This window comes from Defluviimonas aquaemixtae (genome assembly GCF_900302475.1).
GTDB lineage: Bacteria > Pseudomonadota > Alphaproteobacteria > Rhodobacterales > Rhodobacteraceae > Albidovulum > Albidovulum aquaemixtae.
On sequence record NZ_OMOQ01000001.1, the window covers coordinates 1,774,018 to 1,787,224 of the forward strand.

Annotated in this window: 12 protein-coding genes and 2 pseudogenes; 7 read left to right on the top strand and 7 right to left on the bottom strand. The window is 63.3% G+C overall.

The window, feature by feature from the left end; translation table 11 throughout:
* The first annotated feature begins 4 nt into the window (after nucleotides 1-4).
* The 7 genes and pseudogenes from DEA8626_RS08635 to DEA8626_RS08665 all read left to right on the top strand — a co-directional run.
* The gene (locus DEA8626_RS08635; protein ID WP_108852582.1) at nucleotides 5-1,099 is read left to right on the top strand and encodes an ABC transporter ATP-binding protein; all 1,095 of its coding nucleotides are present in this window, start codon (nucleotides 5-7) and stop codon (nucleotides 1,097-1,099) included.
* Nucleotides 1,092-2,090: an ABC transporter ATP-binding protein gene (locus DEA8626_RS08640; protein ID WP_108852583.1), complete on the top strand. Its 999-nt coding sequence runs from the start codon at nucleotides 1,092-1,094 to the stop codon at nucleotides 2,088-2,090. Before DEA8626_RS08635 ends, DEA8626_RS08640 begins: the two co-directional genes overlap by 8 nt.
* Before the next feature lie 13 nt (nucleotides 2,091-2,103).
* The gene (locus tag DEA8626_RS08645) at nucleotides 2,104-3,726 is read left to right on the top strand and encodes a dihydroxyacetone kinase subunit DhaK (RefSeq protein WP_108852584.1); all 1,623 of its coding nucleotides are present in this window, start codon (nucleotides 2,104-2,106) and stop codon (nucleotides 3,724-3,726) included.
* A gap of 25 nt (nucleotides 3,727-3,751) precedes the next feature.
* Nucleotides 3,752-4,795, top strand: coding sequence for a LacI family DNA-binding transcriptional regulator (locus tag DEA8626_RS08650; RefSeq protein ID WP_108852585.1), 1,044 nt, complete (start codon nucleotides 3,752-3,754; stop codon nucleotides 4,793-4,795).
* On the top strand, nucleotides 4,792-5,847 hold the full coding sequence (locus DEA8626_RS08655; RefSeq protein ID WP_108852586.1) for a sugar phosphate isomerase/epimerase family protein: 1,056 nt from the start codon (nucleotides 4,792-4,794) through the stop codon (nucleotides 5,845-5,847). The genes DEA8626_RS08650 and DEA8626_RS08655 overlap by 4 nt, the downstream gene beginning before the upstream one ends.
* The gene (locus DEA8626_RS08660; protein WP_108852587.1) at nucleotides 5,847-7,004 is read left to right on the top strand and encodes a Gfo/Idh/MocA family protein; all 1,158 of its coding nucleotides are present in this window, start codon (nucleotides 5,847-5,849) and stop codon (nucleotides 7,002-7,004) included. Before DEA8626_RS08655 ends, DEA8626_RS08660 begins: the two co-directional genes overlap by 1 nt.
* An 84-nt stretch (nucleotides 7,005-7,088) precedes the next feature.
* Nucleotides 7,089-7,431, top strand: a pseudogene (locus tag DEA8626_RS08665) (transposase); the annotation flags it as partial.
* A gap of 163 nt (nucleotides 7,432-7,594) precedes the next feature.
* On the opposite strand, the gene DEA8626_RS08670 reads toward DEA8626_RS08665, so the two are convergent.
* From DEA8626_RS08670 to DEA8626_RS08700, 7 genes and pseudogenes are all read right to left on the bottom strand, one after another.
* Nucleotides 7,595-8,722, bottom strand: coding sequence for a glycosyltransferase family 4 protein (locus DEA8626_RS08670; RefSeq protein WP_108852589.1), 1,128 nt, complete (start codon nucleotides 8,720-8,722; stop codon nucleotides 7,595-7,597).
* A 47-nt stretch (nucleotides 8,723-8,769) separates the two neighbouring features.
* Complete coding sequence (locus DEA8626_RS08675; protein WP_108852590.1) at nucleotides 8,770-9,522, bottom strand: methyltransferase domain-containing protein; 753 nt, start codon at nucleotides 9,520-9,522, stop codon at nucleotides 8,770-8,772.
* A gap of 47 nt (nucleotides 9,523-9,569) precedes the next feature.
* Nucleotides 9,570-10,250 (bottom strand): class I SAM-dependent methyltransferase, encoded by a 681-nt coding sequence (locus DEA8626_RS08680; protein ID WP_108852591.1) that lies wholly within the window; start codon nucleotides 10,248-10,250, stop codon nucleotides 9,570-9,572.
* Nucleotides 10,247-11,167: a class I SAM-dependent methyltransferase gene (locus tag DEA8626_RS08685; protein ID WP_108852592.1), complete on the bottom strand. Its 921-nt coding sequence runs from the start codon at nucleotides 11,165-11,167 to the stop codon at nucleotides 10,247-10,249. Before DEA8626_RS08685 ends, DEA8626_RS08680 begins: the two co-directional genes overlap by 4 nt.
* A gap of 346 nt (nucleotides 11,168-11,513) precedes the next feature.
* Nucleotides 11,514-11,759 (bottom strand): annotated as a pseudogene (locus DEA8626_RS21315) (IS6 family transposase); the annotation flags it as partial.
* A 115-nt stretch (nucleotides 11,760-11,874) separates the two neighbouring features.
* Entirely contained in the window at nucleotides 11,875-12,681 is an 807-nt protein-coding gene (locus DEA8626_RS08695; RefSeq protein WP_108852593.1) for a hypothetical protein, read from the bottom strand.
* Entirely contained in the window at nucleotides 12,678-13,031 is a 354-nt protein-coding gene (locus tag DEA8626_RS08700) for a hypothetical protein (protein ID WP_108852594.1), read from the bottom strand. The genes DEA8626_RS08695 and DEA8626_RS08700 overlap by 4 nt, the downstream gene beginning before the upstream one ends.
* Between the last annotated feature and the right edge of the window lie 176 nt (nucleotides 13,032-13,207).

Genomic DNA, 13,207 nt, shown 5'->3' on the forward strand with positions numbered 1-13,207 from the left:
CCAAGTGGCTGAAATCGTTATCAAAGACGTGCGGAAGGAGTTCGGCGATTTCGTCGCGGTGAAGGAATCGAGTTTCACCATCGAGGATGGCGAATTCTTCATGCTGCTCGGCCCCTCGGGCTGCGGCAAGACCACGACGCTGCGCATGATCGCAGGCCTCGAACTTCCGACTTCGGGCGAAATCTACCTCGACGGCGAGGAAATCAGCCAGAAACCTCCCGCCCAGCGCGACATTGCCTTTGTTTTTCAGATGTTTGCGCTCTACCCGCACATGAACGTGCGCAAGAACATCTCCTACCCCCTCGTCTCTCAGGGCATGCCGCGCGACAAGGTGCGCGCCAAGTTGGCCGAGGTCGCCCGCATCCTCGGCATCGAAGACATCCTCGACCGCCCCGTCGGCAGCCTCTCGGGCGGCGACCGGCAGCGCGTCGCGCTGGGCCGTGCCATCGTGCGCGACCCCAAGGCCTTCATGATGGACGAACCCCTGGGCGCGCTCGATGCGGAATTCCGTGAGCACATGGCCCAGGAACTGCGCGCGCTGCACGACCGGATGGGAGCCACTACCGTCTACGTCACCCATGACCAGCTCGAGGCGATGCAGATGGGCGACAAGATCGTCGTCATGAACAACGCCGTCGTCGAGCAGTTCGGCACGCCGCAGGAGATCTACGACAAGCCCGCGACCATGTTCGTCGCCGACTTCATCGGCTCGCCGCCGATGAATTTCCTTAGTTTCTCTGGAAACCTCGCCAGTGGCGACACCACGGTCGAACTGTACGGCCACCCGATGAGCATCCCCCAGCTCCGCGAAGGTGCGTCCGGAGATCTCGTCTTTGGGGTCCGCCCCGAGCACATCCACCTCGCGACCGACAGCCCCTATCGCGGCGAGGTGCTGGCGACCGAGTACCTCGGCACCACCCAGATCGTCACCATCGACACCCCGAACGGCGAGGTGAAGTCCCGGATCGCCTCCGATCAACCCGCGAAAATGGGCGACAGGGTCGGCCTCGCTTTCAACCCATCGACCGTCACCTTGTTCGACAAGTCATCTGGTCGCGCACTCAAATCCGCGCTGAACGAGGCTGTGCTCCATGGCTGAAATCACTCTCAACGGCGTCTCGAAATCCTACGGCCAGACCAAGGCGCTGATCGACATCGATCTAGCCGTCCCCGACGGCGCCTTCGTCGTCCTTCTCGGCCCCACCGGCGCGGGAAAGACCACTACGCTCCGCCTCATCGCGGGCCTCGAGAAGCCCGATACCGGCGACATCTCCATCGGCGGCACCCGCGTCAACGGCCTCACCCCCGCCCAGCGCGACGTGGCGATGGTGTTCCAGCAATACTCGCTCTATCCGCACCTGACGGTGCGCGAGAACCTCTCCTTCCCGCTCCGCTCGCCAATCCTGAAAACGCCCGAGGACGAGATCGCCCGGAAGGTCGCCGAGGTCGCCGAGGTCCTTCACATCCCTCACAAGCTCGACAACAAGGCGACCGAGCTGTCGGGCGGCGAGATGCAGCGCGTTAGTATCGGCCGCGCGCTCGTCCGCGACCCGCTGGTCTACCTGATGGACGAACCGCTCTCCTCGCTCGATGCGAAGCTGCGCGCCGACCTCCGTGTCGAGTTGAAGCGCATCCACGCCGAGCTGGCAGCGACCCTGATCTACGTCACCCACGACCAGATCGAGGCGATGACGATGGCCAGCCACGTCGGCGTCCTCGACCACGGCCGCCTCGTCCAGTTCGGCCCGCCGCGCGAGATCTACGAGAACCCCAGGACGGCCTATGTCGCGGCCCGCCTCGGCCAGCCCCGTATCAACCTCTTGCCCGTTGGCATCATGGGCGAGACTGCCCCGCCGGGCGCAACCCGCATGGGCCTGCGCCCCGAAAACATCCGTCACGGCGAGGGCCGGGAGGCGACTGTCACCCGGGTCGAGCACCTTGGCGACCAGACCCGGCTGCACCTCAAGGTCGCCGACCACGATGTCATCACGCTGACCGATCCGCACAGCACGCTCGCGCCCGGCGAGACAATCCGGATCGCCCCGCAGAACGCGATTTTCTTCGACGCGGACGGGAACCGCGTCGCCTGAGGGAGGAACCAGTATGGCGCAATTCGTCAACGCCAGGGATGACCTGGTCAAGGAAGCCATCGACGGGCTGCTCGCGTGCTCGGGCGGCAAGCTCGCGCGGCTCGACGGATATCCGCACATCAAGGTCGTCTATCGCACCGACTGGGACCGCTCGAAAGTTGCCCTGATCTCGGGTGGCGGATCAGGTCACGAACCGGCGCACGCGGGCTTCGTCGGTCCTGGAATGCTCACCGCCGCGGTCTGTGGCGAGGTCTTTGCCTCGCCCTCGGTGGAGGCCGTGCTGGCGGGCATTCTCGCCGTGACTGGCGAGCCCGGGTGCCTTCTCATCGTGAAGAACTACACCGGCGACCGGCTGAACTTCGGCCTTGCCGCCGAACGTGCCCGCGCAGTTGGCCGCAACGTCGAGATGGTTGTCGTCGATGATGACGTGGCGCTCCCCGACCTGCCCCAGCCGCGGGGCGTCGCCGGCACGCTCTTTGTCCACAAGATCGCAGGGGCGCTTGCCGAACGGGGAAAACCTCTCGAAGACGTGGCCGCCGCCGCGAGGCGCGTGATCGGCAATGTCGCCTCGATCGGCAAGAGCCTCGACACCTGCACCATCCCCGGCTCGCCGAAGGAGGATCGCATTCCCACTGGCAAGGCTGAACTGGGCCTCGGCATACATGGCGAGCCGGGCGTCGAGCAGGTCGACTTCGGCGGTGCGGCGCAAGCCATGGAAATCATGCTGGCGAAGCTTCGTCCCCACATGAAGGACGGACCCTGCGTCGCGCTGATGAACAACCTTGGCTCGACTACGACCCTGGAAATGTCCGTCCTGACCCATGCTCTGGCTCAGGCTGGCGTCATCACCCACATCGTCGGCCCCGCGCCGATGATGACCTCGCTCGACATGCACGGCTTTTCAGTGTCGGTCCTGCCCGCGACCGCAGCCGACCTCGATGCCCTCGCCGAACCGGTCCCGATGGCCGCATGGCCCGGCCTGCGCGAGATGACTTCGCCGAAGGTCACCCTCCTTCCCGACGGGTTGACGCCGATCGAGCCGATCCCGTCCCGGAACGCCCGCACCCGCGCAATCATCGAAAGGGTCGCGGACCTCCTGATAGGCGCCGAGTCGCGGCTCAACGAACTCGACGCCAAGTCGGGCGACGGCGACACCGGCTCGACGCTCGCCACTGCCGCACACTCGTTGAAGAGCCGTCTCGACCGGATGCCCCTCGCCGACCTCACGCAGCTATTCCCAGCGCTCGGCAACGAGTTGTCGCAGACGATGGGTGGCTCCTCGGGGGTGATCCTCGCGATCTACTTCAATGCCGCGGGCGACGCCTGCGCGGGCGGCGCACCGGTCGAGACGGCGCTAAGGGAAGGACTAAAGCGGGTCAGCGAAGTCGGTGGCGCGCAAGTGGGAGACCGGACCATGGTCGACGCGCTCGCCCCGGCCCTCGAGGCGCTCGAGCACGGCATAGATGCCGCCGCCAAGGCCGCGCGCGCGGGCGCGAACGCCACGGCGAGCATTCAGAAAGCCAAGGCCGGCCGTGCCGTCTACGTTCCGTCGGAGAATATCCGAGGCCACAACGACCCCGGCGCAGAGGCGGTCGCGATCCTCTTCGAGGGCCTAGAAGAAGCCATGGAGAGCTAGACTGCCGGACGACGACCTCAAAACGGTGCAGAAGCCGACCGTGAACGACATCGCCCGCGTCGCGGGTGTGTCGCTTGCCACCGTCGACCGCGTGCTGAACGCGCGGCCGGGGGTCAGATCGGTCACCATCGAGCGCGTCAACAGGGCGATCGCCGAACTCGGCTATGTCCGAGACACTGCGGCGGCCAACCTCGCCCGCCGCCGGCTCTACCGGCTGGTCTTCATCCTGCCCGAAACCGCCAACGAGTTCGTTCTGGCCCTCGAGAGAGACATCGCGTCCCAGGCCGAAACCCTGCTGCACCAGCGCACGACGCTGGAGAAACGCTCGGTCTTGCCCTTCGACCCGCAGGCCATCGTGGCAGCGCTCGACGCGCTCGATCCAGAGACCATCGACGGCGTCGCGGTGTTCGGCCCCGAAACGCCTTCCGTCCGCGACGGGGTCAAGCGCGCCCGCGCGCGCGGCATCGCCGTGGTGGCCCTCGTGTCGGATCTGCCGAGTTCCGATCGCGACCACTTCGTCGGCATCGATAACATGGCCGCTGGCCGCACCGCTGCCCGACTGATGGGCCGCTTCGTCCGCCGCGCTGGGCGGATCCTCGTGATCACCGGTTCGCGCCTCGCGCGCGACCATCTCGAACGCCGCACAGGGTTCGACGCGCTGATGTCTTCCGAGTACCCCGACCTGAAGGTCGTCGCCTCGATCGAGGGCCGCGACGACCCCGAGCTCATCCGACGGATGCTTCCGGATGTGTTCGCGGCCTATCCCGATCTGGTCGGCATCTACTCGTCCGCTGCCGGGAACCCTGGCCTCGTTCAATTCCTCGAAGAGACCGGCCCCTACCCCGACCTCGTCGTCATCGCGCACGAACTGACGCCGGGGTCGCGCGCGGCCCTGACGAGCGGAACCTTCGACGCCATCATCAGCCAAGATACCGGACATCTCGTTCGCTCCGCGACGCGGCTACTGCGGGCAACCGCCGACAGGGCGCCGTTCGACGTCACCCAGGAACGCATCCGCATTGATATATATCTCAAGGAAAACATGCCTCAACAGGGAGAAGAGACATGAAGACCATCAAGGGACCGGCGCTGTTCCTCGCGCAGTTTGCGGGCGACGATGCACCGTTCAACTCCTGGGGCGCGATCACGAAATGGGCCGCCGATTGCGGCTACAAGGGCGTCCAGGTACCAAGCTGGGACGCGCGGCTGTTCGACCTCGCCAAGGCTGCTGAAAGCAAGGATTACTGCGACGAGTTCAAGGGCGAGGCGGCGGCGAACGGCATCGAGGTAACCGAGCTTTCCACCCACCTCCAGGGCCAGCTCGTCGCGGTCCACCGCGCATACGACGCCGCGTTCGACGGCTTCGCCGCCCCGGAAGTCCGCGGCAATCCGAAGGCGCGCCAGGAATGGGCGGTTGACCAGGTGAAGAAGGCGCTGACCGCGTCCAGGAACTTCGGGATCGACGCCCACGCCACCTTCTCCGGCGCCCTCGCCTGGCCCTACGTCTATCCCTGGCCGCAGCGCCCCGCCGGGCTGGTCGAGACCGCCTTCGACGAACTGGCGAAACGCTGGAAACCTATCCTCGACCATGCCGAGGAATGCGGCGTCGACGTCTGCTATGAGATCCATCCGGGCGAGGACCTTCACGACGGGGTGACCTACGAGATGTTCCTCGAGCGCACCGGCAACCATGCCCGCGCCTGCATGCTCTATGACCCTAGCCACTATATCCTTCAATGCCTTGATTACATAGATAATATCGACATCTACAAGGACCGGATCCGGATGTTCCACGTCAAGGATGCCGAGTTCAATCCGACCGGGCGGCAGGGCGTCTACGGCGGATACCAAGGCTGGGTGGACCGGGCCGGGCGCTTCCGGTCTCTGGGCGACGGCCAGGTCGATTTCGGAGCGGTGTTCTCAAAGCTGGCCGCGAACGACTTCGACGGCTGGGCCGTGGTCGAGTGGGAATGCTGCCTGAAGCACCCCGAGGACGGCGCGCGCGAGGGGGCGGCCTTCGTCGCAGACCATATCATCCGCGTAACCGAGAAGGCCTTCGACGACTTCGCGGACGCAGGTACCGACGAGGCGGCCAACCGCAAGATGCTGGGGATCGACTGATGGCGAAGGGACGCAATGAACCGCATGGCCGCCGCATCCGCCTCGGCATGGTGGGCGGCGGGATCGACGCCTTCATCGGCGGTGTTCACCGCATCGCAGCGCGCATTGACGACAAATACGAACTGGTCGCCGGCGCGTTGTCCTCAACCCCCGAAAAGTCGCAGGCCAGCGGCGAGTCGCTCGGCCTTCCCCGCATCTACGACGACTTCAAGACCATGGCTGCCCGCGAGGCGCGGCGGAAGGACGGGATCGAGGCGGTCGCTATCGTCACACCGAACAACGTCCATTACGCCGCCGCACGCGAGTTCCTGAAGCGCGGCATCCACGTCATATGCGACAAACCGCTGACCTCGACTTTGGCCGATGCCAAGAAGATGGTGAAGGCGGCCGAAACTTCGGACGCGTTGTTCATCCTGACTCACAACTATACCGGCTACCCGATGGTCCGGCAGGCGCGCGAGATGGTGACGAACGGCGATCTCGGAAAGGTCCGCGTCGTCCAAGTCGAGTACCCGCAGGACTGGCTGACGGTTCAGCAGGACTTCAAGCAGGCCGAGTGGCGGACCGATCCGGAACGGTCCGGTGCGGGCGGGTCGACGGGCGACATCGGCACCCATGCTTTCAACCTCGCTTGCTTCGTCACCTGCCTCGAAGTCGAAAGCATTGCAGCCGACATCGAGGCCTTCGTGCCTGGCCGCCAGGTGGACGACAACGCCCATGTCATGCTGCGTTTCGCGGGCGGCGCGCGCGGGATGCTCTGGTGCAGCCAGGTCGCGCCCGGAAACGAGAACGCGCTGAGGCTCCGGGTATACGGCGAAAAAGGCGGCCTCGAATGGGCTCAGGAAGACCCGAACTATCTTTGGCATACGGCCTTCGGCGAGCCGAAGCGGCTGCTGACCCGTAACGGTTCAGGGACCGGAGCAGCCGCGGCACGCATATCCCGCATACCGCCCGGCCACCCCGAGGGCTACCTCGAAGGCTTCGCGAACATCTACTCGGAGGCTGCCGAAGCCATACTCGCCGCCCGATACGGAAGGCCTGTGCCTAAGGATGTGGTCTACCCGACCGTCCATGACGGACTTAGGGGCGTGCAGTTCGTCGCCGCCTGCATAAAATCCTCGGCGCGCAACGCCGCGTGGGTCAAACTCGACCCCTGAACCTGGTGCAGAGGATGATCGGTCGGACGTTCATCTGCCCCGCTCGGTCATCTCTCTCCGCGAAAAAAACCGTGCCTGCGGTACGGTCGGCCCAAGACGATCCGCGTCGACCAGGGCAGCCAGTTCACCTCGAAGGGGCTCGATCTCTGGGTCTACGGCAACGGTGTCACGCTCGACTTCAGCCGGCCGGGCAAGCCCACGGACAATGCGTACGCCGAGAGTTACAACGCCATCGTGCGTCTGGAATGCCTCGGACAACACTCGTTCCTGAGCCTCGACGACGCCCGCGAAAAAGGTCGAAACCCGCCGCCGGGAATACAATGATGTGAGACCGGATGGCGCCATCGGTGACAGATCGCCGATGGCCTTGCTACCTTGGCTCGGGACAGCATCCCCAGCCGACCAACCGCCGGGATTCCTCACTTAGGGTGGTCCAGATTCCGGGGTGGAGCCAGCAAACGACGGATTCTCCCAAAGGCTGGAGGGAAGTCGGGTCTCAGGTCTCAGGTCGCAGACTGCAAATTTGCGCCCTGTTACCCCAAGTTTTTCTGACGCGTCAGCATCAAGGATCAATATTCAGCGGCCGACTGTTACATGTGGCCGCGACGATGTGTCATTTCGCCGTAGAGCCGCTCGAACTGCGCGTGGATGACGTCGGGCGTAAAGCGGTCCTCCCTGCTCCGCGCCAGGGCTGCCTTGGACATGTTGGCCCGCAACCCCTCGTCGTTCGCGAGGTGGAGCAGCTGGCGCACGCACTCCTCCACATCACCAATAGGAACCACGGCCCCGACGTTTTCATCGACGAGCTGACGAACGCCGCCCGCATCGGTCGCGATGACGGGAACCCCCGCACGGAAAGCCTCAACGATCGAAATGGGCAGTGCCTCCCAACGCGAGGTGAGAAGGAAGATGTCGGCGGCGTGAAGATAATGATAAGGGCGGTGCGTTTCGCCGATGAAATTCACATGACTGTCGACGCGCTTCTCGCGGGCCAATGCCTTGAGCGCCTCGAACATCGGCCCGATGCCAGCAACCACGAAGCGGATGTCTGTTCTGATCTTTAGAATCTCGCTCGCGACTTCGATGAGAATGTCGAGGCCCTTCTGGTAGGATGCCCGCGCGAGCAGCAGGACGAGCAGCTTTCCATCCTCGCCCAGCAGATCGGCACGCAGCCTCGCGACCTCGTTCTGGTCCACGTCCGGCGCGGGCTTGACCCCGAGGCCGACGACCCGCAGCCTTTCCCTCGGGACACCGCCGAGATCGTGCAATTCGTCCGCGCATCGGTGGCTGGGTGTGATGACGATATCCGCGGCGAACCTGCCGATGCGGCCGAAGGATCTAACCCGCTCGGGCTCTGAACCATGATAGGTGACGGCGATCGGGATGCCCATACCTGTAGCCGCGAGCTTCGCGACAAGGGCGGGAGCGCTTTCGTGACAATGGATGACGTCCGCCGGATATCGCTTGAGGTATCGCCGCAGAATCGCGACGCAGCGCATCATGTTGAACAGCCTCGTTGCGACGCTTCCGCCGCTCGCCGACACCTTCGCGAGGGGCACCGTAAAGAAGTAATCGTCCTTGCTGCTGTCCAGAAGCGCGTCGGCGCCGCCGGCGAAATAGACCGTGTGCCCGGCATCTCGGAGCCAGTGCGTGAGATCGATGATGTGGCGGGCAATGCCACCAACGCCGAATTCCGTTCCGACCTCAAAAATTCTCACGCGATGCTATTCCTCGTCCAAACGCCACCGCACACCAAGGCGCTGTTTCACTTGATGGCGAGGAAGCCTTCGAAGCAGACGTACTTCATGATGGGCATGATATCGACGAAGCCCGCGCGTTTAAGAAGGCCCAGATTGCCCTCCGTAGAGAACGGCTCCAGGACGCCTTTGAGACTTCTCGACTTGTTGAGAATCTCGTCGGCGGAAAAGCCGTTTCGAAACTTGAAATCGTTATAGAGCGAGATCATGATGTCCTGGAACCGCGCATCGGGTCCCCGGACCTTTTCGAACAGCACGAAGGCGCCACCCCAGTTGAGGCTCTCGTAGATCTTGTCGAACAGGTCCTGCCGGTGGCAGGGGGGAATGAACTGAATGCAATAATAGGACACGATGAAGTCGGTTTTCCCGAGTTCGTGGAGCAGCACGTCGCCGGTCTCGATCTCGATGTTCTTGATGTTCTTGCAATGGTCCCGCGCTTTTTTCGTCATCGGCTCTTCGACGTCGATGCCGACCCAGCGGATGTCGGGCTTGCTGGCGTTGTATTCGGCCAGTTTCCGGATCAGCTCGCCGGTGGACACGCCGAGCTCGTAGCAGGTGCTGTCCGAATGGCAGAAGAAATCGCTGAGGTAGCAGATCAGGTCATGACCGTCATCATAGTAGGGGACGGACTGCCGGACGTGGCTGACAAACGTATCGGCAACGTTGCCGCCGAATGACCAACCGGCCCTGAGGGCCGCAATGTCCTGTCCGACCGTGCCCTCGGCCTTTCGACTCTTGCCGTTCTCGCTCACCTTCTTCATCGATTACTCCACTAATACAAGCGTACTCTGCGTGGCATCCGTGTCGCTCACGCTTTGCGATCCGGGCGCTGGGACCCGGACACAGCGGCCGATTTCACCCCGCAGGCACACAGCCATCCTTTCGCGCGATCTGGTCTGCTCTTGATGGTCACATCGCCAAATCCCGCATCGGTCAGAAGCTCCTTCATTTCCTCCCCGGAATAGACGTGAAATCCCATGCGCTGCGCCAAGTCTTCGGGCACGGGAGAGTCCGGCGACTTCTTGCTGATATCCATGACCAGCGCGACTGTGCCCCGGGGCTTCAGCACCCGGAATATTTCGCGCAGACCGGCGCCTGGATCCGGCCAGAAATAGAAGGTCTCGACGCCGCAAACGACGTCGAAACTGGCATCCCCGAAGGGAAGCGCTTCGACATCGCCGAGCAGGACAGCCATGCCATCGTTTTCGATGGCGCGCCGATTTCGCTGGCGCGCCTGCTTTACCATCGCGGGGGAATAGTCGACCCCGGCGACAAATCCGTCCCGCGCCAAACTGTGCAGCGTCTTCAGCGTCATTCCGCCGCCGCACCCGACATCAAGCACCGAGTCGGTGCGACCGATCTGCACGGCCTCGAGCATCCAGTCTACCAGCGCCTTGTGTTCGTTAGCCATCAGGTGACCCAAGAGCCAGCCGGGAACGCCCGACGGCCTGCGGATCTGACGACCTATGAAGCTGTCCAGCAGCTTCATCCGCCGTTCCGTTCCGGCTGAGAATCCTGTCGCTTGACGCAACGGGCACAAACGATCACCTCGAAATCCGGATCGTGATGATCCAGTTCCTCCTCGCGCAGTTCCTCGGATGCGAGCCCATGCAGCTCGCAGACCGCGGTGAACACGTTCCCGTAAGAGCTCACCTCGACGGAACCGCCGGGAAACGCCTGATCCAGCATCCGCGACGCGGATTGGGTCGTGATGTGCCAGTATTCACCCCAATTGTCCCGTCCCAGGCGTCGGCCGATCTTGCTGATGCCATGCGACGTCAGGAGCAGCACGCCGCCCGGCTTCAGAATCCGATGGAGATGGTTCAGCGCCGCGTCCATGTCGTAGATCATCTGGATGGACTGGGTGAAGATGATGCAGTCGAACATATCGGAGTCAACGTGATCCGCGCAGGTCAGATCCGCGACGATTGTTATCCCTTCGCCATCAACCACGCTCAGAACGTCCGTTTGTTCAACCCGATTCCCGCCAAACTTTCGGATGTATGTGTCATCGCCAAGTTCGAGCACACGGCCGCGAACGTCATCCCGATGCTTCGAGAGAAACTTCTCGATATAGTAGCGCTCGATCGGGAAGCCTCTGTCGAGACCGAATATGGGACTTATCGGGGTCAACCGACGCAGATTGCCAAAGCGAACCGTGCCTGCCGGCGGCCATTGAAGGTGAAACCGACGCTGCTGTCGCACCACCCAATTCCTTGTTTCCGGCGGGAGGTGACGTTTTGCAAGCGCAATGGCCTTATCTCGAAGAGACTGATTCAGTGCGAAACTCCTTACTCGCTGGTGGGCGCAAGACTGGGATTTTAGCAATCTCGGCGGCTCGGTGAAGACCGAATTTGTCGACGCGCGTTCGCGGTAGAGTTGTACGAAGAATTTGGCGATGCCCATCGACAGTTGCCGAAGGAGATTTCATTGAGTTTCGATCGCAGTGCGCCTCATCATGCAAAGTACGGCCACGACGAAAGCGATGGCGACCCGGATGCTGTCCTTCCACCGTTGCAGCCATTCCGGCCATGCCGCTGAACGAACGGCTTCACTGGGTTGCCGATTTCATGCCTTCGTTCCTCATCCGCGGACAGTCACTTCATTCGCGCGCCAGTGTTTCGCTCCGACGCCTTCGCGAATTCAATCATCGTGACCATGACCCGAATCATCTCGTCGCGGCCGACGGCGGCATCTGATTGAGCGCGCCACAGTAATGTCGCTCGCCTTTGATTTTCACAGACGTCTCTTAGAGGTGCCACCGCCACCGGCTGTATCGCACGCCCTCGATCCGGCGTTTCCGGATCTCGGCTGCGAACATCGGGCGGAACCTGTGCCACCAGAACCGAACAGTCTCGTGGCTGACATCGACGCCACGCTCACACAGCAGGTCTGCGACTTTCCTGAGCGAGGGCGGAAACTGGACGTAGAGCAGCAACGCCAGGCGGATGATCTCAGGCGACGTTTTGAAGTACTTGAAAGGGCTGCGCTTCGTCAGGGCCGGACACTACTGAGCGCCTTGCCCCGTCTCAACCCAAGTCGTATTGACAGAACCTGCGGCTCTGCTGCCATCCCGATGACCCGCCTTGGCCGCTGCTCGAATTTGGCCCGCCTCAAGCCGAGTTTGTCTGACAGTGCTTCCGCCAGAGATCGACGGTCGCGGCCACGTCGCCGCCCTTCACCGTCGCGACCACGAGGTTGCCGCGCCGGCCCGCGATCAGCAAGTGGCACCCGGCCGCTTCGGGCAGACCGAAGACCAGGATCCCGTTCGTTTCGAGCGTTCCGAGCAACGGAAACCCGGGCGACAGTAATTTCTCGAGCGAACTCTCGACCCAGTCGACGACAAGGGCCGCCTCGTCGCCCTCGCCGCAGATCAACGAGGAGACCTCGCCGTCGATCAGGATCGCGGCTCGCAAGGACGCCTGGAGCGCGTCGAGGAATGTTTCATGCAATTTGCCCGCGCCCGTCTCGAACATCGCCTCGCCAGGCAGCCCCGCCGCCTCGGCGATAGCCACCGGTTCGACACCGCCCGACGCCGGCGCGACACCCTCGCCGAGCGGTTCCACCCTCATCGCGAAGCCGGCGCCCCTTTCGCAGAGACCGACGAGCAGGTTGGAAAGCCCCTGCGCGTGTTCACCCCTCAACTCATCAAGGTCGAAGAGCGCTGTCTGTTCGGCGGTCAGGCCCGGAGGCGCCGGCGGAAGCAAGCGCACCAGCCGGCGGCCCACAGTTGTGCAAACAAGACGCGCGCCATCGTCGAATTCGAAACTGAGCTGCTGGCCAATAACCGCCGTATCAACCTGCTCCAGAACGCGGGCAACGCCCGCCTGAGCGGTTGCGTATTCGACCCGCCCCAGTCGCGGCGTTCCGTCCTGCGCCGAATGCCTGAGCATAGCCTTCAAGCGTTCGAAATCGCTCATTGCGCGGTAGCCTCGCTGGCAAGAGCCGCGCGGGCACTCTCGATCAGCGTTTCCACGTCGGTGTCTGCGGCGCACATGCAGCACAAGGCTTCGTTCGGGTCTGCAAGCGTCCTGAAGAAGCTCCGACCTCCCGTCGGCGAGAAGAACAGCACGTGTTCGACCGGCCCCGCGTCTTTCGGCGCGGCTTCGAACAGGTCGGCGGCGCAGGCGCAAAGCACATCGAGGTATTCTTGCGGGAAATGCAGGGCCCCGTCGTAACTGAGCACGGTACAGGATCGAAGATCCACGTATACTGCGAGCTCGCAGTCCGTGAGTTTTCGGCGAAATGCATTGAGCGCACTTGGGGTCATCGGCTGGCCGCTTCGCGTCCTCAGATTGGCAAGAGCGATCTTGCGTCAACAGGCCGGTCGCGACAACCCCGGGCGGCGGCAGGCGCGGCTCTGGCGTTTCGGGTCTTCGTTCAAACCGGAAGCATCAGAATGCGAACAAGAAAGGTTCGAATTCTGATTCACTGCGAACCCGAAAC